This is a genomic window from Streptomyces sp. NPDC058284, from assembly GCF_042881135.1.
Lineage (GTDB): Bacteria > Actinomycetota > Actinomycetes > Streptomycetales > Streptomycetaceae > Streptomyces.
The window spans coordinates 133,328-154,052 of sequence record NZ_JBHVYE010000007.1; the positions used below are offsets into that span (position 1 = coordinate 133,328).

Here is a 20,725-nt window from a genome sequence, read left to right on the forward strand (position 1 = left end):
ACGCCGCGGACCCGTATCGAGCCGTTGTTCATTTTGCGCAGGAGGACTGTTTCATGGCTGAGCGACCCTTGACACTCATGGCGGTGCACGCCCACCCCGACGACGAGGCCACCGGAACCGGAGGGATCCTCGCGCGGTACGCGGCGGAGGGCGTGCGTACGGTTCTCGTGACGTGTACCGACGGCGGTTGCGGTGACGGGCCCGGAGGTGTCAAGCCGGGTGATCCCGGACACGATCCGGCGGCCGTCGCCCTGATGCGCCGGCGGGAACTCCAGGAGAGCTGTGAGGTACTGAAGATCAGCGATCTGGAGATGCTGGACTACGCCGACTCCGGAATGATGGGCTGGCCGAGCAATGACGCCCCCGGATCCTTCTGGCGGACCCCCGTGGAGGAGGGCGCCGCCCGGCTCGCGGACCTCATGCTGCACTACCGGCCGGACGTGGTCGTCACCTACGACGAGAACGGCTTCTACGGGCACCCCGACCACATCCAGGCCCACCGCATCACGATGGCGGCGGTGGCGAAGAGCGGGCTGACGCCGAAGGTCTACTGGACGACGATGCCCCACTCGGCGATGGCGCAGTTCGGGAAGATCATGCGCGAGTTCCACGAGGACATGCCGGAGCCGGACCCTGCCGAGGCCGCCGCCCTGGCCGAGATCGGCCTCCCCGACGACGAGATCAGCACCTGGGTGGACACCACCGCGTTCAGCGGCCAGAAGTTCGACGCGCTCGCCGCGCACGCCAGTCAGGGGGAGAACATCTTCTTCCTCAAGATGGGCAAGGAGAGGTTCGGCGAGCTGATGGGCATGGAGACCTTCGTACGTGTCCAGGACGCCACCGGCGCGCCTGTGCCCGAGACCGATCTCTTCGCCGGACTGCGCTGATCGAGCCGTCCGCGGCGGCCGGTCGCCCTCGCCACCCCTACTTGGTCGTGTGCGTGGGGTAGACCTGGACGTCGGTGTAGGCGCCCTTGATCCGGCCGGCGCCCGCGGGCCACTTCAGGCTCACGGTGTGGGTCTCGTTCGGGGGCGTCACCAGGATGTTGGTGGGGGACGTCATGCTGTCGCCGGTGGTGTCGATGTCGTAGGCGAGGTTGAAGACAGCGGCGTCACCGGGCTTCAGGGTGGTGACACGCGGCTGGGCGTGGCCGCGCTCGATGGGGCTCGACGTGTGGTCGGCGTCCTTGATGTCGACGCCCGGGAAGCCCGTCGCCGAGCAGGTGGTCGAACCCCGGTTGACCATGGTGATGTCGATCCGGCCCGTGTTCGCGTCGGGCGCGGCGTCCCGGGCGTCGATGGCCAGGTCCGCCGTCTTGCAGAACGTGGACTTGGCGCCCGTCTTCGTCGAGCCGTTCGGGGCCGCCTCCGCCTTGGTGTCCTCACCGGCGCCCGACTTCGCGTCGCCCGCCTCCGACTTCGAGCCGTTGGACGAAGAGGAGGAGGAAGACGCGGAGCCCTTGGAGGACGAGTCCGTCCCGGAGTCGTCGCCGCCACAGGCGGTGAGCGAGAGGCTGGCGGCGAGGCCGAGGGCGGCGAGAGCGGCGATGCGGGTGTTCTTCACGGTTTCCCCCAGAAGGAGCGCGGTGCGTTGCGGTCGGAAGTATTTGTATCTCGCACCGAGTTACAGGCGGTCTCCCGCGACGTCTCCGTTCTGTCACAGGCGTACCGGCCTCTGGGGGGGGGCAGGCGGGGGTTCGAAGACAGGCTCTACGGGTTCTGGCAGTCCTCGCTGTGGCTGAGGTGGATCAGATGGGCCACGGTGGGCGCCGCGCGCTTGGTGCGGATCCGGCGCAGGTAAGTACTCACGGTGTGCACGCTGATGCCCAGGCGCCTGGCGACCTGCTTGTGCGAGAGGCCTGCCGCGATGTGGGCCAGCACCTGACGTTCCCTGTGGGACAACGCCGGCGCGTTCTGCGGGCGGCCGTTTCCTGGCATCTTCCCTCCGTGAGGGACTGTCAACACGTACGACGGCTGTAGCCGCAACGTGATCTAACCACGGTCGTGCCGAAACACAAAGGAATCCCCGCATACCCAGGGGAAAGGGCAACTACTGACCGCCATCCACCATGTCAAGTCCCCAATTCGGGGGACTGTGGGCGTGGTTCGAGGCGGGCGAATGTGAAGGCCGTCTCGGCTGGGCGCAGCCGTGCACGACCCGAATGGCAGCAGCCCGGCGCGGACCAGGGGGGATCGGTTGCGGTACTTTCGCCTGCTCGTCGTCGGCAACGCCGTCTCGGCGTACGGCAGTTACCTGAACATGGTCGCCCTCAACGTCTTCGTCTACGAGGTGACCGACAGCGCGCTGGCCGCTGGACTCTTCATGGCCGTACGCCTGTTGACCAGCGTCGCGTCCGGCTTCGTGAGTGGACGGCTGGTCTCGGCGTACGACCGCAAGACGCTGATGGTCGGCGCCGACCTGACGCAGTGCGCCGCCATGACGGCGCTGCTGATCGCGCCGGAGGCGGGGCGCGCGGGGCTGCTGTACGCGCTGGCCGTCGTGACCGGCTTCTGCTCGACCCTGTCCGGCGTCGCCCTGCGCAGCAGCATCCCGGAGATCGTCGGGGGCGAGCTGCGGATGCGCGCCAACTCGACTCTCGCCACGGGCCGTTCCCTCGCGATGATCGCCGGGTTCGCCTCCGCCGGTGTCGTCGTCGCGCGACTGGGATACGTCGCCGCCATCTCCCTGGACGCCGCCACCTTCGCGGTCTCGGCGGGCGTGCTGCTCTCGCTGCCCATCCGTACGAGGGCGCAGGGGGAGGCGAAGACGTGCCCGGGGGGTGCGAAGGCGTCGGGCGCCGCGGCGGAGGCTGCGGCGAAGGCTGCGGGCGGTCGTGCCGGGGACGGTCATCGGCGGGGAGGCTCGCTCCTGCTGCTGCGGGCCGCCCCCGTCCTCGCCCTCATGATCGCGCTCAGAGCCGCCGACGGCCTCGGCTCCTCGTCCCACAACGTCGCCCTGCCCGTCTACTCCAGCGACCTCGACCCGTCCCATCCGGCCACTTTCGTCAGCCAGTTCTGGGCCACGTGGGCCCTCGGCAACATCGTCATGCAGCAGGTGTGCGGGCGGTGGGGCGGGCGCGGCGGGCGGCAGGGGCCGGGGGAGCGGGCGTTCGCCGTGGGGGCCTGCGTGATGTCGGCCGCGTTCATCGTCGTCTTCGCGGGGCTGCCCACGGGGGTGGCGGTCGCGGCCGCGCTGGTGGCGGGCATGGCCGACGGGCTCACCGAGATCGCGTACGTCACCCGTCTCCAGGCCGCGCCCGACGAGCAGCGCGGCAGGCTCTTCGGGCTCTCCGCGTCGGCCGAGAACACCGGATTCGGCCTGGGAATGCTGGTCAGCGGCGCGCTCCTGGACCGCTTCTCACCATTTCACGTCGTGGCCCTGCTCCACGGTCTCGCGATCACGCTCTGCGTCGGGCTGCTCGTCGTCCTGGTGCGGCAGCGCGCGGTGGTGCGAGGCGGCGAGGGGGCCGTGGAGCGGTGGGACCGGGATGCCGGGAGACACGGGGGCTCCGTGGAGCGGGAGAGCGAGGCGCGATGAGCGAGCGTGACGCCGTAGCCGTCGTCGGGATGTCCTTCCGGCTGCCCGGGGCCGACACCAGGGAGGAGTTCTGGCGCACGATCCGCGACGGCGCCGACCGCATCCGCCGCTTCACCGACGCCGAGCTCGCCGCCGCCGGAATCCCCGAAGAGCGGTACCGGGCCGAGGAGTTCGTCGGGGCGAGCGGAATCCTCGACGGCATCGCCGGGTTCGACGCGGGCTTCTTCGGGATGAGCGCGCACGAGGCCCGGATCACCGACCCGCAGCACCGGCTGTTCCTGGAGTGCGTGCACCACGCGCTGGAGGACGCCGGGTACGCGGGCGGCGGGAAGGGTGGCGGGCAGGGTGGCGCGGAGGCGGGCGCCGACGTCGGGGTGTACGCCAGCACCGGCTACCATCTCTACTCCCTCCAGAGCTACCTCCAGAACAACGTCCTGCGGGGCGGCATCGCGGACTGGGTCGCCGGACTGCAGGTCACCATCGGCAACTTCGCCGACTTCACCGCCAACCGGGCCGCGTACCGCCTCGGCCTGACCGGGCCCGCCGTCAACGTCCAGACGGCGTGCTCCAGTTCGCTCACCGCGGTCCAGCTGGCGGCGCAGTCGGTCGTCGGCGGTGACTGTGACATCGCTGTCGCCGGAGCCACCGCCCTCCACGTGCCGCAGGTACTCGGCTACCAGTACGTCAAGGGCTCCATCCTCTCCAAGAGCGGCTACCTGCGGCCCTTCGACGCCGACGCGGACGGCACGGTCGGCGGCACCGGCGTCGTGGCGGTCGTACTCAAGCGCCTCGACCTGGCCGTCGCCGACGGCGACCACATCCACGGCGTCATCCGGGGCTGGGGCGTCAACAACGACGGTGCGGACAAGAAGGCGTTCAGCGCGCCCAGCGCGGCCGGGCAGCGGGACGCGATCCGCCGCGCCCTGCGGCGCGCGGGCGTCGACGCGGGCACGGTCGGCTATCTGGAGACGCACGGGACCGGCACGTTCAAGGGCGACCCGATCGAGTTCGAGGGCGCCACCGCCGCGTTCCGCGCCGACACCGACCGCACGGGCTACTGCGCGCTCGGCTCGGTCAAGGCCAACATCGGTCACCTCGACGTCTGTTCGGGCCTCGCGAGCCTGGTCAAGACCCTCCTCGTCCTGCGGCACGGCGTCATCCCGCCGATGGCCAACTTCCGCCGACCCAACCCCGCCCTCGACCTCGCGGCCAGCCCCTTCTACATACCGGAAGCCGCGCGGCCGTGGCCGACGGGCGAGGTGCCGCGCCGGGCCTGCGTCAGCTCCTTCGGCGTCGGCGGCACGAACGTCCACGTCGTACTTGAAGAGGCCCCCGAGCCCGCGCCCCGCCCGGCCGACGCGCCGCCGCCCCCGGGCGTCCTCGTGCTCTCCGGCCACACCGAGGCGGCCCTCGCCGACAACGCCGGTGCCCTGCGCGACCACCTGCGCGCGCACCCCGGCACCCACCCCGCGGACCTCGTGACCACGCTGGCCCTCGGCCGCGCCCACCGCAGGCACCGGCTCGCGGTACGGGGCGACACCGTCGCCGCGCTCACCGGCGCCCTCGACGACTGGCTCGCACAGCAGCCGCCCAGCCGTGCGGGCGGTGCCGGCGCCGGGTTCCTCTTCACGGGGCAGGGAAGCCTCCACCGGGGCGCGGCCCGCGCCCTCCACGAGCGCTTTCCCGTCGTACGCGAGGTTCTGGACGCCTGCGAGCGGCAGTTCGCCGAGCTGTCCGGCGGCGGCAGCCTCCTCGGCCCGCTGCTCGGCCCGCCGCACGGCCCCGGGGGCGGGGAGCCGGTGTGGGACACCGAGGTCGCGCAGCCCGCGCTCTTCGCGTTGCAGTGCGCGCTCGTCCGCCTGTGGCGCGAGGCCGGGATCGAGCCGGGCGTGGTGGCAGGGCACAGCGTGGGGGAGCTCGGCGCGCTGTACGCGGCGGGGGCGCTGTCCGCCGAGGACGGGCTTCGCCTCGCCGCCGGGCGCGGCCGGCTCATGCGGCGCCGGTGCGCGCCGGGCGCGATGGTCGCGGTGCCGACACGGGTGCGGGAGGCACAGGAGCTGGCCGCCGAGGTGCCCGGCGTGGAGCTCGCCGTCACGAACGGCGAGCGGAGTCAGGTGCTCGCGGGGCCCGCCGCCGCCATGGAGCGGCTGGACGTGATCCTCGCCGAACGCGGCGTGCACGCGCGGGAGTTGCCGGTGCGGCACGCCTTCCACACCGCCCTCATGGACCCGGTCCTCGACGGCCTGCGGGAGCTGGTGGCCGACATCGGCCCGCGTCCGGTGCGCGTGCCGTTCGTGAGCGGCCTCGACGGGCGCACCCGGCCCGCCGGATGGGCGCCGGACGCCGACTACTTCGTACGGCAGACACGCGACCCTGTCCGCTTCGCCGACGTCCTTCACGAGGTGGGGGCGTCGTCGTACGACGGCGTGGGCGCACTGGTCGAGATCGGCCCGCACACGACGCTCAGCGGACTGGCCCGGAGGGCGGTACCGGGCCGGGCGGCCCACCCGTCACTGCGGCGCGGCGCCGGGCTCGAACCGCTGTGGGACGCGGTCGCCGGACTGTACCGGGCGGGTGCGCCGGTGGACTGGCGGCCGTTCATGGGCGGGGCGGGACGCCGTATTCCGCTGCCCGGATACCGGTTCCAGCACAAGGACTACTGGACAGGGCCGGAGAACCACCTTCCCCGGTCGGAACAACCCGTACACGTACGAGCGGCAAGGGATGGGGCGGAAGTGGCACAGGACGAGGCAGCGGTCGAGCGCGTGCTCCAGCACATCATCAAGGTCACCGCGAAGCACCTCAGCTACGACACGAGCGAGATTGCCGAGGAGGCCTCCTTCTTCGATCTCGGCGCGGACTCGCTGCAAATGATCGGCGTGCTCCGGGAGCTGGAGGAGGAGCACCAGGTCAAGGTGTCGATGCGGGAACTCTTCGAGGAGGCGGGCTCGGCGAAGGGGCTGGCGCTGGTCATCGTGGGGAAGATGGGGGGTGGGGTGGCGTCGGCGGCTCCGGAGCCGGAGCCGGAGCCGGGCGCTGTGCCGACTCCCGCTGCCCCGACTCGCTCCGCCCCGGCTCCCGCTGCCCCGACTCGCTCCGCCCCGGCTCCCGCTGCCCCGACTCGCTCCGCTGCGGCTCCCACTGTCCCGGCTGCCGCCCCCGCACCGCCCGCACAACTCGCGCCCGCAGTGCCACCCGCCCGGGATCCCGCGCCCGTGTACGGCGCACCGGTACCGGTGTCCGCTCAGGCCCCGACCGCCCCCGTTCCCGCCCCCGCCCCGGCCCCCGTCGAGTACGCGACGCGCCGCGAAGTGGAGGACCTCGTACGCCAGGTCCACCAGCTCTCGCAGATGCAGCTGCAACTGATGGGCCAGCTGAGCCAGTTGCTGGCGGCACAGACCTCGCAGGCCACACAAGCCGTACAGACCGCGCAGGCCACTCAGGCCGCGTCCGCCCACCTGGCCGCCGACGTCGAGGCGGGCCGGTGACCGGCACCGAATCCGTCGGCCGCTCCCTCTCCGGGGCCGTCGACGCCGACCTCGCCGCGATGGCCGAGCTTTCACGGCGCATCACCCGGCAGCTGGGCGGGGCGGAGCAGGAGACCGCCGCGCCCCGCCCGGCCCAGCACGGGCCGCGCCTCGAAGTCTCCAGGGGCTCCGGCATGCTCCGCGGCGACGCGTCCGAGACGCAGCGGGCCCACCTCGACGACCTGGTGCGCCGCTACACCGCCAAGACGCCCACCTCGAAGAGCATCGCCCAGCGCTACCGCCGCGTGCTCGCCGACAGCAGGGCCGCGGTCGGGTTCCGCAGCAGTACGAAGGAGATGCTGTACCCCATCGCGGGGCGGCGGGCGCGCGGCTCGTCGCTCGAGGACATCGACGGCAACCGCTACGTCGACATCACCATGGGCTTCGGCGTCCTGCTCTTCGGCCACGAGCCCGCCTTCGTCACCGAGGCGGTCCGCGAGCACCTCTCGCGCGGCATCCAGCTCGGCCCGCGCACCGTGGAGACCGGCGAGGCCGCCGAGTTGCTCGCCGAGCTGACCGGCATGGAGCGGGTGGCCTTCGCCAACTCCGGTACGGAGGCGAACTCCGCGGCGATCCGGCTCGCCCGCGCCGCCACGGGCCGCTCCCGCATCATCACGTTCGAGGGCGCCTACCACGGGCACAATGACAACGTCCTCGGCCGCTCCCCGCGCACCGGCGGCGAAGGACCCACCACCGTCCCGATGTCCGCGGGCATCCCGGCCAACGCCGTCGCCGACCTGCTCGTCCTGCCGTACGGCGGCGAGGAGAGCCTCGCCGTCATCGAGCAGCAGGCCGCCGACATCGCCGCGGTCGTCGTGGAGCCGGTGCAGAGCCGCCACCCGTCGCTCCAGCCGGCCGACTTCGTACGGCGGCTGCGCGAGCTGACCCGGCGCCACGGCATCGTGCTGCTCTTCGACGAGATGCTGACCGGCTTCCGCCCCGCCCCGCGCGGCGCCCAGGAGCTCTACGGCGTGACGCCCGACCTCGCCACGTACGGCAAACTGCTCGGCGGCGGCTTCCCCATCGGAGCCGTCGCGGGCCGGGCCGACATCATGGACGGCATCGACGGCGGCCACTGGAACTACGGCGACGACAGCTATCCGGCGGCCGACACCACGTTCTTCGGCGGCACCTACATCCAGCACCCGGTGTCCATGGTCGCCACCCGCGCCGTACTGTCCCACCTCAAGGAGCACAGCCCGCACCTTCAGGAGCGCCTGAACGCCCGTACGGACGAACTGGCCGCCACCCTCAACGCCTTCTTCGAGGCCGAGGGATTCGCCCTGAGCATGAGCCACTTCGGCTCGATGTTCCGCTTCGAGCACCGGGCCGACATGGAGCTGCTCTACCACCACCTCATGCTGCGCGGCGTGCACGTGTGGGAGTGGCGCAACTTCTTCCTGTCCACCGAACACTCCGACAGCGACGTGGAGTTCATCGTGGACGCGGTGAAGGACTCGCTGCGGGAGCTGCGTGCGGCGGGATTCTCCCTCGGAGTACCGAAGGCGCCGGTGAGAAGGCCGGTGAGAAGGCCGGTGAGAGCGCCGGTGAAGGCGCCGGTGAAGGCCATGGCGTGGAACGGGGCAGCGGCGGTCGCCGCCCGGACGGACCCGAAGCGGGAGCCGCGGCCCGAGCCGAAGGCCGGACCGACGCGGGAGCCGCAGGCCGGACCGACGCGGGAGCCGCAGCCGGCGCCGGAGAGCCGCCGACCCACCCGTCAGGGCCCCCGCACCCTCGACTTCGGCGTCTACTTCTTCGGCGACTACCCGCAGGACGGCGCGGCGCCCCGCCACGGCAAGTACGACCACCTCCTGGAGACGGCCCGGTTCGCCGACCGCAACGGCTTCCACTCCCTGTGGATCCCCGAACGGCACTTCCACTCCTTCGGCGGCCTCTTCCCCAACCCCGTCGTGCTCGCCGCCGCGCTCGCCCGCGAGACCTCCCGCATCCGCATCAACGCGGGCTCCGTGGTGCTGCCGCTGCACGACCCGATCCGCGTCGCCGAAGAGTGGTCGATGGTCGACAACCTCTCCGGCGGCCGGATCGGCATCGGCTGCGCGAGCGGCTGGAACGCCGACGACTTCGTCTTCTTCCCCGGGCGCTTCGGCTGCCACAAGGAGAAGATGTACGAACAGGTCGCCGAGGTACGGCAGTTGTGGCGGGGCGAGCCCGTGCGCCGCGCCACGGGGGACGGCGAGAGCGACCTGCGGCTGTTCCCCCGGCCCGTCCAGGACGCCCCGCCGATGTACACGGCGGTCGTCGGCAATCCCGCGTCGTACGAGCTGGCCGCACGCCACGACCTGGGCATCGTCACCAACCTCATGACCCAGGGCGTCGAACAGCTCCACGAGAACGTCGCGCTCTACCGCCGCACGCGCGCCGCCTGCGGCCTGGACCCGGACGCCGGGCACGTGGCCGTGCTGCTGCACACCTACCTCGCCGAGGACCACGCGGCGGCCCGCGCCGATGCGCGCGAGCCGCTGGCCCGGTACATGCGCTCGTCCCTGTCGCTCTTCGGCAACGTCGCCAACAGCCTCGGCCACCGGGTCGACCTGTCGGCGATGACCGAGGACGACCTGGACGTGGTCTTCCGCCGCGCCTACGACCGCTACTGCGACCAGCGGGCCCTGATCGGCAGCCCCGAGAGCGTGCGGCCCGTCGTGGACGCGGTGCACGCGGCGGGCGCCGACGAGATCGTCGGCCTCGTCGACTTCGGCGTCGCCCCGGCGGCGCTGCGCGAGGGTCTGACCCACTTCGACGGACTGCGCCGCGGATACGAGCCGGAGCCGGAGCCGGAGTCGGTTCCGGCGCCGCTGCCGGTGCCGGTGCGCAGTGGGGGAGCGGAGGTGAGCGGCGCACCTCTCTCGCCGGCCCAGCAGCGCGTCTGGTTCCTGGAGCGCATGCTGCCCGGCCGCACCGCGTACAACGAGACCAAGGCCATCGAGTTCGAAGGCCCGCTGGACGTCGCCGCGCTGCGCTCGGCCCTGGACGCGCTGGCCGCCCGGCACGAGCAGCTGCGCACCGTGTTCCGTGAAGTGGCGGGTGAACCACGCCAGTTCACCCGGGCCCCGGGCCCCATCGACTTCGAGCTTGTCGACGGCACAGGCACAGGCGCAGGCGCAGGCGCAGGCGCGGACCCCGGCGCAGACGGCCCCGTCGCCGACGTCCTCAGGGCCGAGAGCGAGCGCCGCTTCGACCTGGCGGAAGGCCCGCTGTTCGTCACACGCCTCGTCCGCCTCGGCGCGACCCGGCACGTCCTCGTCCTGTCCCTGCACCACATCGTGATGGACGCGGCATCGGCCGCCGTGCTCGCCCGCGACATCTCCGCCCTCTACCGCGCGCGGCTGCCGGGCGCACCGGCCGCGGACCTCCCTGCCCTCACCCGTACGTACGCCGATCACGCCCGCGCCCAGCTCGGCTCGCTCGACGGCCCGAAGGCGGCCGACGACCTCGCGTACTGGAAGAAGACCCTCGCCGGCGGCCTGCCCGTCCTGGCGCTGCCCACCGACCGCCCGAGGCCCGCCGTGCTCACGTCCCACGGCCGCGCCCTGTTCCGCACCCTGGACCCCGAACTGTCCGACCGGGTCAGGCGGTTCGGCCGGGAGCGGCGCAGCACCCTCTTCATGACCCTGCTCGCCGGATACGCGGCCGCGCTGCACCGCGTCACCGGTCAGGACGACCTCGTCATCGGCACCCCGATGTCCGACCGCACGCCGGAGTACGAGGACGTGGTCGGCTTCTTCGTCAACACCCTGGCCCTGCGCGTCGACCTCTCCGGCGACCCGGACTTCGGCACGCTCCTCGACCGGGTGCGCGGGGTCGCCCTGGACGCGTACGACCATGCCGGTGTGCCCTTCGAGGCGGTCGTGCGGGAGCTCGCGCCGCCCCGTACGCTCGACCGGACGCCCGTCTTTCAGACGCTCGCCGAGTTCGAGCCGGGCGACCCCTTCCGTTTCGATCTGCCCGGCGTGCGGTCGACGCCGCTCGACTCGGGGCCCGACAAGGCGCTGACGGACCTCAGCGTGTACTTCACCGACCAGCCCGACGGCATCCGCTGCCACCTGGAGTACCACACCGACCTCTTCGACGAGGCGACGGTCGACGCGCTCTTCGGGACGTTCCGTGACGTGCTCGCGGAGGCGGTGGGGTACGTCGACGCCGCCCCGGCAGCGGTGCCGCGGGAATGGCGGCGCGGCCCGGTCCGGCAGCGGACCCGCAGCACCGTCGACGCGCTGGCGTCGCGGTGGGCCGAGGTCGCCCCGGACCGTACCGCCGTCGTCAGCGGCGAAGTGGAGCTGTCGTACGGGGAGTTGGTCGCCCGTGCCGAGCGGCTCGCGCAGGTGCTGCGTGCCGTCGGCGGCGGCGAGGGCCCGGCCGCCCTGTGGCTGCCGCGCGGCGCCGACCTGGTCGTCGCCATGCTCGCGGCTCTCAAGTCCGGGCGCGGATACGTGCCGTTGGACCCCGCCCACGGCAGGGCGCGGGCCGAGACCGTCCTCGCCGAGAGCGGCGCCCGGGTCCTGGTGGTGGGCGACGACGCAGCCACGGACGCGCGGCCGACGCCACCGCCCGGTACCGTCGTGATCGACGTCGACGCGGCACCCACCCCAAAGGCACCCACCCCAAAGGCACCCACCGCACCGGTGGACACCCCGGCCCCCGCACCGTCCCACGGCCCCGACTCCCTCTGTTTCGCCATCTACACCTCCGGCAGCACCGGCGTCCCCAAGGGCGTCGCCGTCCCGCACCGGGCCGTCGTGGACCTCTGCCAGTGGCACCACGAGCGCTTCGGTTTCACCGCGGACGACCGCAGCGCGGCCGTCTGCAGCCAGGGCTTCGACGCCGCCGCGCTGGAGATCTGGCCCGCGCTGACCGCGGGCGGCACGGTCGTCGTGGCCGACGACACGGTCCGCAAGGACCCGGCCGCGCTGGCCCGCTGGTACGCGGATCGGCGGATCGGCTTCTCCATTCTGCCGACCGCACTCGGCGAGGCCGTCCTCACCCTCCCGGAGCGCCAACAGCCGCCGCTGCGGCACTTGTTGCTGGGCGGCGACGTCCTGCGCACCCGCCCGCGCCCCGGCACCCCGTACGAGACGGTGAACGTCTACGGCCCCACCGAGGTGACGGTGCTCTGCACGGTCGCGACCGTGGAGCCGCGCGCCACCGCGGAACCGATCCCGATCGGGCGCCCCGTGGACAACGTCACGCTGCGCGTGCTCGACGCGCACGGGCGTGAGGTGTCCGCCGGTCAGGTCGGGGAGCTGTACGTCGGCGGTCCCGGCGTGGCCACCGGCTACCTGGGCAGGCCCGACCTGACGGCGGAGCGCTTCGTCGACGATCCGCTGGGCGCCGAGGGGCGCATGTACCGCACCGGCGACCTGGTGTGCTGGACGGCGGACGGGGCGCTGGAGTTCCGTGGCCGGGCCGACGACCAGGTCAAGATCCGGGGCCACCGCGTCGAACCGGAGGAGGTGTCGCGCGCTCTCCGCTCCCTGGCGGAGGTCCGCGAGGCGCTCGTCCTGGGCCGCCGCGACCGGCGCGGGGAAGCCGGCCTCGCCGCCTACGTCGTGCCCGCGCGGGCCGCCACGGGTCAGGGGCAGGAACTCGCCGACCGGCTGACGGCGGAGCTGGCGGCGCGGCTGCCGGACCACCTGGTGCCACACGCCTGGACCGTACTGCCCGAGCTTCCGCTGTCCGCCAACGGCAAGGTGGACAGGAGCGCGCTCCCCGCACCTTCCCTGACCACCGCGACGTCGGCCGCCGTTACGGGAACCACGGTGCCGGTGCGCCCGGCGCGCGACATCGAGGCGCGGCTGAAGCGGTTGTGGGCCCGCGAGTTCGGGGTGGACGAGGCCGCGATCGGCTCCGGCGCCTCGTTCTTCGAGCTGGGTGGGCACTCCCTCACGGCGATCCGCCTGGCGAACGGGGTACGCGAGGAGTTCGGCACGGAGTACCCCGTCGCGCGCTTCTACGAGGAGCCGGGCCTGCGGGCGATGGCGGCACACCTCGCGAAGGACCTCGGCGAGGGCATCGACAGGGACGGAGGCGAAGGCGTCGGCAGGGACGGAGGCGAAGGCGTCGGCAGGGACACCGACGAGGGCCGGAGCGAGACGGACGACGGCGATGTCGTCGTCGGTCGCGCCCCCGTCACCGCCCAGCAGGCCGCCTTCATCACCCGCCACCGGACGCACCCCCGCCCGCAGATCTACAACGTGGCGATGCGGCTCACCCTGACGGGAGCCCTCGACGTACCGGCCCTGCGCACCGCGCTCGGTCAACTTCTCGCGCGGCACGAGGCGTTGCGCACCCGCTTCGTGGCGGACGGTGGGCAGTGGTGGCAGGAGGCGTTGCGCCCCCGGCCGGTGGAGCTGCCGGAGGAGGATCTCGTCGCACGCCGCGGCGCGTCCGCCACCGCAGAGACGGCCGAGGAGGCGGCGGAGCGCGTGGCCGCGGAGACGGCCGCGGTCCCCTTCGACATCGAGGCCGAGCTCGCCCCGGTCCTGCGCCTGCTGCGCACGGGCCCCGACCGGTGGGTGCTGCTCTTCGTCCTGCACCACGCGTCCTGCGACGGCTGGTCGGTCAGCGTCCTGCTGCGCGAGCTGGCCGCGCTGTACCGGGCGGCGGTCACCGGCACCCCGCACGGCCTTTCGGAACAGGTGCCGCAGCCCGGCGATTACGCGCGCTGGCAGCGCGAGCAGAGCCGTACACAGGACAAGGGGCGCCTGGTCGACCACTGGGCGCGCGAGCTGGACGGCGCCCGCTTCGACATGCCGCTGCCCCTGGACAGGACCCGTCCGGCCGAGCTGAGCGGGGCGGGCGACGTGGTGCTGTTCACCGTGGACGGGGCCACCCGCGCCGATGTGGAGGCGCTGGCGCGACGGCACCGTACGACGCCCTTCGTGGTGACGGCGGCGGCGTTCGCGCGGCTCGTCGCGGAGGTGGGCGACGAGCCGGACGTCGTGCTCGGCATCTCCCACGCCAACCGCGAGCGGCGCGCGTTCGAGGCGCTCGCGGCCTGCACGGTGTCGTCCTTCACGCTGCGGATCCGGGGCGGCGCCGCCGCGTCGTTCGGGGCGCTGGTCGACCAGGTGGCGCGTGCCGCGGTCGGGGCCATCGACCACGCCGCGCCGCTTCGCGCGGTGGCGACCGGGGTGAGCGCGCGGCTCGGCACCGAGATCCCCGACCGGCTGCCGCTCGGCTTCCAGTACCAGAGCTCGCTGGAGACGGAGGTCGAGCTGCCGGGCGTGACCACGGCGGTCGAGGACCTCGCGGTGCCGGGGGCGCGCTCCGAGTTCAACTTCGGTCTGATCCCGACGGGCGACGTGCTCTCCGGATACCTGGAGTACTCGACCGACCTGTGGGACCGCGCCACGGTCGAGGCCTGGACGGCCACGTACGTCGAACTGCTGGCGAGGGAGGTGGGGGAGGCGCTGGGACGGTAGCGGGCGAGGCCAGGGGACCAGCGGTGCCCCCGTCGCCGTACGGGGGTACGGGGGCGGCACGGGGTACGGGGGCACCACCGACCGACGCCCGCGGACCGCGCACCGCACGTCGAAACTCGCTCGCGGCCCCGCCCTGGCAGCCGCTACGGTCGCGATCATGCTGCCTGAGGTGCACACGGACGAGGAGTGGGACCGCGTCGTCGACGACGAGGGGGTGATGCGGCCCGCCGCCGAGGACCTGTGCGCCCGGCTCGGGCTGGCCGGCGCACCCTTGACCCGCTTCCCCGAAGGCTCCCAGCCGGTCTACGCCGTGGGCGACGAGCACGTGCTGAAGCTCTTCCCCGGCACGGCCGCCCAGGACGGCGTCGCCGAGGCCCGCGTACTGAGCCATGTCGAGGGCCGCCTCCCCGTCCCCACCCCCCGGCTGCACGGTTCGGGAACGTACGACAGCGGCTGGCACTACATCCTGATGTCCCGGCTGCCCGGCGAGGACCTCGCCGTCGCCTGGCCGCGCATCCCGCGCGCCGACCGGGAGCGGATCGTCACCGACGCCGCCGAAGCGCTCGCCGCGCTGCACGCGCTCGACCCCGGACCGCTCACCGGCGTCCTCGGGCCCGGCGACTGGGGCGCGTTCGTCGAGGCCCGCCGCGCGGCCGCGGTCGGCCGGCAGCGGGAGCGCGGCCTCGCGGAGCACTGGCTGGCGCAGATACCCGGCTTCCTGGACGCCGCCGCGCCGCCCGACGACGAGACGTTGCGCCGGCCCGTGCTCCTGCACACCGAGTTCATGCGCCAGCACCTGCTCGTCGACCCGGCCGACGGCTGGCGGCTCACCGGGCTCTTCGACTTCGAGCCCGCCATGATCGGCGACAGGGCGTACGACTTCGTGGGCGTCGGCCTCTTCGTCACCCGCGCCGAGCCGGGACTGCTCGACCGCTTCATGAAGGCGTACGGCAGGACGTTCGACCCGCGCCGACTCCTCGCGTACACCCTGCTGCACGTGTACAGCAACCTGCCCTGGTACCTGCGGGAGCTGCCCGCCCCGCCCGAGCCGACCCTCGACGCGCTCGCCGAGACGTGGTTCGGCACGCAGCCGTAAGAGCGCCTCAAAGACAGGCTCTCAGCCGACCGGCACCAACGTCAGATACGCGATGCCGAGCACCCCGCGATAGCCGTGCAGCCAGGACGAACGCTGGGCGTCGACGCGGGCGCGGGTCTCGGCGGCCAGCGGGTGGCCGGCGTGCGAGGCCAGCCACTCCTCGACGTCGCAGCGGTAGCCCGACTCGAACTCCTCCCACTCCTGTTCGCTCGCCGTCTCCACCCACAGCGGCCGGAAACCGGCCTCGACCGCGGCGTCCACCAGGCCGCCGAGGGGCAGGAACTCGCCTGCGTCGGCGTCCGGCCACATCGCGGCCAGCTCCTTCGCGGTGGGCTCGCGCTGCCAGAAGCCCTCGCCGAGCAGTACCCGGCCGCCCGGGTTGACCAGGCGGCGCAGCTCCCGCAGCGCCTCGACGGTCGCCTGCGGCGGTGTCGCGGTGCTGAGGGCGTGGCTGGAGCTGAGGCACAGGACGAGGTCGGCGGGTCCGCGTCCGGTGTCCGTCGCCGATTCCTCGGCGAAGACGACCCGCTCGCCGATGCCGCGCTCCCCCGCGGCCGCGCGGCCACGGTCCAGGTCCTCGGCCTTGAGGTCGACGCCGACGCCGGTGGCCGCGGGGACGGCTGCCAGGACGCGGAGCATCAACTCGCCCCAGCCGCAGCCCAGATCGAGCACCGTGCGGGGGCCGGCCGCCGCCAGCCGACCGACGATTTTGTGCGCCCGGGCCTCGGAGAGCGGGCCGTGGAAGGTGAGGCGGGTGAGCCGCGGCGGATGATCAGAGGTGGTGGTCATGTGCGGCGACGCTATGCGGTTCACACGGCGGGCGGCAAAGGGGTTTTGGGGCGCTCGTCGACGCGGCGCAGATGGGCCGCCAGCACGTCCGCCGCGTCCGGGGTGAGCGTGCGCAGGGCGACCATGGCCGTGACGATGACGTCGCAGAGCTCGGCCTGCACGTCGTCCCAGGTGTGGCTGGTGCCCTTGCGCGGGTTCTGGCCGGTGGCGCCGATGACCGCCTGCGCGACCTCGCCGACCTCCTCGGACAGCTTCAGCATCCGCAGGAGCAGCGCCTCTTGAGGTGCCCGCCGGTTCTGGGAGTCGAGCCATGCGCAGAGGCGGTCGACGGTGTCCCACGGGTCCTGACGGGTGTCCTGCGCGCCCTGCTGATCGTCGTCCATGGGCCGCAGCCTGCCACGGCGGTCGCGCGGCGGGCGAGACGGCCGCGCGTCACTGCCCGGACGCCTCGTTCCCCCCGTCCGCCGCGCGGACGTTCTTCCTTCTGGCCGCCAGCGTCGCGAGCACCCCGACCGCCGTACCCGCGAGCGCTGCGGGCACCATCCAGCCGCGGTCGAGCCGGTGGCCGAGCGCGTGGTCGACGGAGTGGCGGCCCGGGCCCGTCACGGCGAGGGCCCCGGCGACCATGCCGAGGAACGCCGGGTACTCGTAGCCGCCGCCCTGACTGAAGAACCCGTGCGGCGTGTGCACGGCCACGGCGCCCGCCATCGCGCCCGCCGCCGCCGCGCCCGCCGCGGGTGTCGCGAGGCCGAGGGCGAGCAGCGCGCCGCCGCCGGCCTCGGCGAGCCCGGCCATGACGGCGTTCCGCTTGCCGGGCGCGTACCCGATGGACTCCATGAAGGCGCCGGTGCCCTCGATGCCGCCGCCGCCGAACCAGCCGAAGAGCTTCTGGGCGCCGTGCGCGGCGAGCACCGATCCTGTCCCCGCCCGGAGCAGCAGCAGTCCGAGGTCACGTCGGTCCGGACACGAGCAGGTGGCCATGGGGGAACTCCCGGTTTCGACCCTCGGCGGGGTGGCGGTTGCGTCGCCTCCACCGTCCACCGGACTCGCCTCCGTCACCCGGCCCGCGGGTCCGTCCGGGTGACGGGCGGCATGATCACCTCGAACCGAGAGGGGTCAGTGGCAGTTCTGGGACCCGGAGCCGAGGCGCGACCACGAGCAGGAGTCCAGCTGCGAGCCGCTCGGCCTGAGCAGGCGCGCCTTGTCGCCGGTGTTGTTCCAGACGTAGTTGCCGCGGCCCCAGTAGCGCACGCCGGAGGCGTCACGGCCCTTGCCGGTGCGGACCTTGACGGTCTTGCCCGCGCCGATCTTGTAGCTGCCGAAGGTGTACGTGTAGCCGGTGTTGTCCTTCAGCTTGTAGCCCTTGAGCTGGAGCGCCGAGCGGCTGCTGTTGTGGATGTTCACCCACTCCGCGTTCAGCGACGAGTTCGAGCGGTTGTCCCGGCCCGGGCTGTCGTACTGGATGTAGGCGAGGTGCAGTCCGCCCTGGTGGCGCACGGTCGCCGCCGAAGCGGGGGACGCGGCGAGCAGCGACACCGACAGGGCGGTGGCGGCGAGGACGGCGGGGGCGGCGTTGCGTATGCGCAAGGAGTGCTCCAAGTGTGAAGTTCTCGTGGAGAGTTGCTGAGCATACGGGGCCTACTGGCCTGATCTGCCGCGGTAGCTCCAATTCCACTTGTGCAGATCTCGGCCGCCCGCACTCACCGCTCGTATGCGCCGAGCGCGCGCCACCACGCGCCACCCCTCGCCCTTCGGAACGTCAGCCGCGCCCGACGTACGGCATGTTGGTCGCGAGCACCGTCGCGAACTGCACGTTCGCCTCCAGCGGCAGCTCCGCCATGTGACGCACCGTGCGCGCCACATCGGCGACGTCCATCACCGGCTCGCTCGCCAGCTGCCCGTTGGCCTGGAGGATGCCGGACTGCATGCGCTCGGTCATGTCGGTCGCGGCGTTGCCGATGTCGATCTGCCCGACGGCGATCCGGTACGGCCTGCCGTCCAGGGAGAGCGACTTCGTGAGGCCGGTCAGGGCGTGCTTCGTCGCCGTGTACGCCACCGAGTTCGGGCGCGGGGCATGGGCCGAGACGGACCCGTTGTTGATGATCCGCCCGCCCTGCGGGTCCTGCTCCTTCATCTGCCGGAAGGCGGCCTGCGCGCACAGGAACGCGCCGTTCAGGTTGGTGTCGACGACGTGCCGCCAGGCGTCGTAGGGCAGCTCCTCGACGGGCACGCCGCCGGGGCCGAACGTGCCGGCGTTGTTGAAAAGGAGGTCAAGGCGCCCGAAGCGCTCGCGCACCAGGGAGAAGAGCGCCGCCACGTCCTCGGGCCGCGACACGTCCGTCCGTACGCACAGGACGGCGCCGCCCCCGGCCCCCGTCCCGGCCGAAGCGAGGGCGGCCGTCTCCTCCAGCGTCTCGGTGCGGCGGCCCGCGAGCGCCACCGACCAGCCCGCGGCGAGCAGATCGAGGGCGACGGAGCGGCCGATTCCCGAGCCGGCCCCGGTCACCACGGCGGTCCTCGGCGGTGCAGTTCGCTCAGCGTTCATGGCCCCGCAGCGTACGGGAGGGGTGGCCACGCGGACATCACCCACCCGCCATATGGGTGTTGTGTACGCGACAGGCTGGCGTCTTCCCCCGCCACTTGCATGACGTTGACACCAATAGTCAGGGGAGGGCCAACATGACATCAGCAGGCCAGCAGCACACACCCGAGCTCCGCGCCGCCGCCCGTCACCTGGGGCGCCGTCGCTTCCTCACCGTCACCGGCGCCGCCGCCGCGCTCGCCTTCGCCACCAACCTGCCCACCGCGGGCGTCGCGGGCGCGGCCGAGCTCGACGCCCGCCGCATCACCGAGAACCCCTTCACCCTCGGCGTCGCGTCCGGCGACCCGCTGCCCTCCTCGGTCCTGCTCTGGACCCGCCTGGCACCCGCCCCCTACGAGCCCGGCGGCGGCCTGCCCCAGCAGCGCGTCACCGTCCAGTGGGAGCTCGCCCACGACGCCCGGTTCCGGCACGTCGCCAGACGCGGCACGGTCACCGCGCACCCCGAGTTCAGCCACACCGTGCACGTCGAGGCGGAGCACCTCGCCGCGGGCCGCACCTACTACTTCCGCTTCAGGACGGGCACCTGGGTGAGCGAGACGGGCCGCACCCGCACCGCGCCCGCCTCCGGCAGCCGCCCCGGTGCCCTCACCCTCGCCGCCGTCTCCTGCCAGGCGTACCACGACGGCTACTTCACCGCGTACAAGCACCTGGCGCAGGACGACGTCGACGTCGTCTTCCACCTCGGCGACTACCTCTACGAGTACGCCGTGAACTCCGTCGGCGGCGCCCGCAACTACACCGACCGCACGCTGCCCGCCCACTTCAACAAGGAGACGCAGAACCTGGAGGACTACCGCCTGCGGTACGCCCTCTACAAGTCCGACCCCGATCTGCGCGCCGCGCACGCCGCGCACCCCTTCGTCGTCACCTGGGACGACCACGAGGCCGAGAACAACTACGCCGACGACATCTCGGAGAACGACGACCCGCCGGCCGAGTTCCTGCTCCGCCGCGCCGCCGCCTACCGCGCGTACTGGGAGAACCAGCCGCTGCGCCGCCCGCAGCTGCCGAGCGGACCCGACGCGCAGCTCTACCGGCGCCTGGTGTGGGGCCGCCTCGCCCAGTTCGACATCCTCGACACCCGGCAGTACCGCTCCGACCAGGCGTACGGCGACGGTGCGCACGTCCCGGGGCCCGAGTCGGACGACCCGGCCCGCACCATCACCGGCGCCACCCAGGAGCGCTGGCTCATCGACGGATGGCGGCGCTCGCGCGCCCTGTGGAACGTCGTCCCGCAGCAGGTCACCTTCTCCCAGCGCAAGCTCGACCTCAACGCGCAGGCGAAGCTCTCCATGGACGCCTGGGACGGCTACCGCGCCTCCCGCCGGCGGGTCCTCGCGGGCGCGAAGGCCGCGGACCTGGACAACCTCATGGTCCTCACCGGCGACGTGCACGTCGGCTACGCCTTCGACATCAAGGCCGACTTCGACGACCCCTCGTCCAAGACCCTCGGCACCGAGATCGTCGCCACGTCCATCGCGAGCGGCAAGGACGGCGCGGACAAGCCAGCCAACTGGGAGACGTACACCAGGGCCAACCCGCACCTGAAGTTCTACAACGGCCGCCGCGGCTACGTGACGGTCGCGCTCGGCCACGACTCCGCGCGGGCCGACTTCAAGACGGTCTCGGCGGTCACGACACCGGGAGCACCGATCAGGACGGCCGCGTCGTTCGTCACGGAGGCGGGCGACCCGGGCCTGAAGCCCGCATAGCCGCTCCGGGTAGTTCCAGCCCG

General features: G+C 72.9%; 13 protein-coding genes. 6 read left to right on the plus strand and 7 right to left on the minus strand.

Translation table 11 applies throughout. The features are described from left to right. The first annotated feature begins 53 nt into the window (after positions 1–53). Positions 54–887 (plus strand): PIG-L family deacetylase, encoded by an 834-nt coding sequence (locus ACFVYR_RS12825; protein WP_384256686.1) that lies wholly within the window; start codon positions 54–56, stop codon positions 885–887. A 37-nt stretch (positions 888–924) separates the two neighbouring features. On the opposite strand, the gene ACFVYR_RS12830 is transcribed toward ACFVYR_RS12825, so the two are convergent. Both ACFVYR_RS12830 and ACFVYR_RS12835 read right to left on the minus strand, forming a co-directional pair. Beyond that, positions 925–1,563: a DUF4232 domain-containing protein gene (locus tag ACFVYR_RS12830; protein ID WP_384256683.1), complete on the minus strand. Its 639-nt coding sequence runs from the start codon at positions 1,561–1,563 to the stop codon at positions 925–927. Positions 1,564–1,709: 146 nt separating this feature from the next. Then, positions 1,710–1,937, minus strand: coding sequence for a response regulator transcription factor (locus ACFVYR_RS12835; RefSeq protein WP_384256681.1), 228 nt, complete (start codon positions 1,935–1,937; stop codon positions 1,710–1,712). 259 nt (positions 1,938–2,196) lie between these two features. Here ACFVYR_RS12835 and ACFVYR_RS12840 point away from each other — a divergent pair, with 259 nt between their 5' ends. From ACFVYR_RS12840 to ACFVYR_RS12855, 4 genes are all read left to right on the plus strand, one after another. Next, positions 2,197–3,537 (plus strand): MFS transporter, encoded by a 1,341-nt coding sequence (locus ACFVYR_RS12840; RefSeq protein WP_384256679.1) that lies wholly within the window; start codon positions 2,197–2,199, stop codon positions 3,535–3,537. Continuing rightward, positions 3,534–7,025, plus strand: coding sequence for a type I polyketide synthase (locus ACFVYR_RS12845; protein ID WP_384256676.1), 3,492 nt, complete (start codon positions 3,534–3,536; stop codon positions 7,023–7,025). Before ACFVYR_RS12840 ends, ACFVYR_RS12845 begins: the two co-directional genes overlap by 4 nt. Before the next feature lie 59 nt (positions 7,026–7,084). Further along, positions 7,085–14,503 carry a MupA/Atu3671 family FMN-dependent luciferase-like monooxygenase gene (locus ACFVYR_RS12850; RefSeq protein WP_384256814.1) on the plus strand — a complete coding sequence of 2,473 codons (7,419 nt, stop codon included), beginning with the start codon at positions 7,085–7,087 and terminating at the stop codon, positions 14,501–14,503. Positions 14,504–14,660: 157 nt separating this feature from the next. Then, positions 14,661–15,599, plus strand: a complete 939-nt coding sequence (locus ACFVYR_RS12855) for an aminoglycoside phosphotransferase family protein (RefSeq protein ID WP_384256674.1) — start codon at positions 14,661–14,663, stop codon at positions 15,597–15,599. A gap of 21 nt (positions 15,600–15,620) precedes the next feature. Here the strand turns inward: ACFVYR_RS12855 and ACFVYR_RS12860 are convergent, their stop codons facing one another. From ACFVYR_RS12860 to ACFVYR_RS12880, 5 genes are all read right to left on the minus strand, one after another. After that, a complete protein-coding gene (locus ACFVYR_RS12860) occupies positions 15,621–16,388 on the minus strand; it encodes an SAM-dependent methyltransferase (protein WP_384256671.1) in 768 nt (255 codons plus the stop codon). A 20-nt stretch (positions 16,389–16,408) separates the two neighbouring features. Further along, positions 16,409–16,771: a MazG-like family protein gene (locus ACFVYR_RS12865; RefSeq protein ID WP_384256669.1), complete on the minus strand. Its 363-nt coding sequence runs from the start codon at positions 16,769–16,771 to the stop codon at positions 16,409–16,411. A gap of 49 nt (positions 16,772–16,820) precedes the next feature. Next, complete coding sequence (locus tag ACFVYR_RS12870) at positions 16,821–17,369, minus strand: DoxX family membrane protein (protein ID WP_384256667.1); 549 nt, start codon at positions 17,367–17,369, stop codon at positions 16,821–16,823. Positions 17,370–17,504: 135 nt separating this feature from the next. Continuing rightward, complete coding sequence (locus ACFVYR_RS12875) at positions 17,505–17,975, minus strand: lamin tail domain-containing protein (RefSeq protein ID WP_384256665.1); 471 nt, start codon at positions 17,973–17,975, stop codon at positions 17,505–17,507. Positions 17,976–18,147: 172 nt separating this feature from the next. Next, positions 18,148–18,933 carry an SDR family oxidoreductase gene (locus tag ACFVYR_RS12880; RefSeq protein ID WP_384256662.1) on the minus strand — a complete coding sequence of 262 codons (786 nt, stop codon included), beginning with the start codon at positions 18,931–18,933 and terminating at the stop codon, positions 18,148–18,150. Positions 18,934–19,067: 134 nt separating this feature from the next. Here ACFVYR_RS12880 and ACFVYR_RS12885 point away from each other — a divergent pair, with 134 nt between their 5' ends. Continuing rightward, positions 19,068–20,702: an alkaline phosphatase D family protein gene (locus ACFVYR_RS12885; RefSeq protein ID WP_384256660.1), complete on the plus strand. Its 1,635-nt coding sequence runs from the start codon at positions 19,068–19,070 to the stop codon at positions 20,700–20,702. Positions 20,703–20,725: the final 23 nt, after the last annotated feature.

What these genes read in the sequence shown, in the direction of transcription:
- ACFVYR_RS12825 (WP_384256686.1), top strand. Translation starts at nt 54, where the DNA reads ATGGCTGAGCGACCCTTGACACTCATGGCGGTGCACGCCCACCCCGAC.
- ACFVYR_RS12835 (WP_384256681.1), bottom strand. Translation starts at nt 1,937, where the DNA reads ATGCCAGGAAACGGCCGCCCGCAGAACGCGCCGGCGTTGTCCCACAGG.
- ACFVYR_RS12845 (WP_384256676.1), top strand. Translation starts at nt 3,534, where the DNA reads ATGAGCGAGCGTGACGCCGTAGCCGTCGTCGGGATGTCCTTCCGGCTG.
- ACFVYR_RS12850 (WP_384256814.1), top strand. Translation starts at nt 7,085, where the DNA reads ATGGCCGAGCTTTCACGGCGCATCACCCGGCAGCTGGGCGGGGCGGAG.
- ACFVYR_RS12855 (WP_384256674.1), top strand. Translation starts at nt 14,661, where the DNA reads ATGCTGCCTGAGGTGCACACGGACGAGGAGTGGGACCGCGTCGTCGAC.
- ACFVYR_RS12860 (WP_384256671.1), bottom strand. Translation starts at nt 16,388, where the DNA reads ATGACCACCACCTCTGATCATCCGCCGCGGCTCACCCGCCTCACCTTC.
- ACFVYR_RS12865 (WP_384256669.1), bottom strand. Translation starts at nt 16,771, where the DNA reads ATGGACGACGATCAGCAGGGCGCGCAGGACACCCGTCAGGACCCGTGG.
- ACFVYR_RS12870 (WP_384256667.1), bottom strand. Translation starts at nt 17,369, where the DNA reads ATGGCCACCTGCTCGTGTCCGGACCGACGTGACCTCGGACTGCTGCTG.
- ACFVYR_RS12880 (WP_384256662.1), bottom strand. Translation starts at nt 18,933, where the DNA reads ATGAACGCTGAGCGAACTGCACCGCCGAGGACCGCCGTGGTGACCGGG.
- ACFVYR_RS12885 (WP_384256660.1), top strand. Translation starts at nt 19,068, where the DNA reads ATGACATCAGCAGGCCAGCAGCACACACCCGAGCTCCGCGCCGCCGCC.